Raw genomic sequence first — 899 nt, forward strand, 5'->3', positions numbered from 1 at the left:
GACCTGCACGTTGCCGGTCTCGTCCTCCAGGCTTACGAAGACGACGCCCTTGGCCGTCTCGGGCTGCTGGCGCAGCGTGACGATGCCGCAGTAGTAGACGGCCTCGCCGTCATCCATTTCCATCAACTCCGCGGCCGTGGCCAGGCGGCGCTCATCGAGCTTGGGCCGCAGCAGGTGCAGGGGGTGGCTGCGCAGGGTCAAGCCGAGGGAGTGGTAGTCCCAGACGACCTCTTCGCCCTCCGCGGCCTCCTGCAGGTCAAGGACGGGCTCGTCGACCGGCGCCTGCCGCAGTAGCTCGGGCGGTCGTCGCAGCGCTGCCGCGTCCCAGACCTGCTGGCGCCGGTGGCCTGACAGGCTGCGCAGGGCGTCCGCTGCAGCGAGTTGGCGCATGTCCTGATGCTCCAGGTCGGCGAGCCTTGCCAGCTCCTCCGCGCTCTCGAAGTAGGCGGCAGCCCGGGCCTTCACGATGCGCTCCGCGGCCTCGGCCTTGAAGCCCCGCATCTGCCGGAAGCCCAGCCGCACCGCCGGCTCGTGCTCGACGTTTTCCAGCGTGCAGTCCCAGGCGCTGTGCAAGACGTCAGGCGGCAGCACCTCAACGCCATGGCGACGCGCATCCTGGACGAGCTGGCTGGGGCTGTAGAAGCCCAGTGGCTGGCTGTTCAGCATCGCGCATAGGAACTCGGCAGGGTGATGATGCTTCACCCAGCAGCTCGCATAGACCAGGATGGCAAAGCTCGCTGCATGGCTCTCCGGGAAGCCGTAGCTGGAGAAGCCCTTCATCTGCTCGAAGACGTTGAAGGCGAAGGCCTCGGTGTAGCCGCGCTCCAGCATGCCGTTGATGATGCGCGGCTGGTAGGTGTCGAGAGCCCCGGTCCGCCGCCATGCCCCCATTGCCCGGC

1 protein-coding gene is annotated in these 899 nt (G+C 68.1%); it reads right to left on the minus strand.

What is annotated here, in order from left to right:
- Positions 1-899: helix-hairpin-helix domain-containing protein (locus ACXJKR_RS33650; protein WP_457326562.1), on the minus strand; the 899-nt coding region annotated here is incomplete at both ends.

It is taken from the genome of Roseateles sp. P5_E11 (assembly GCF_054049355.1).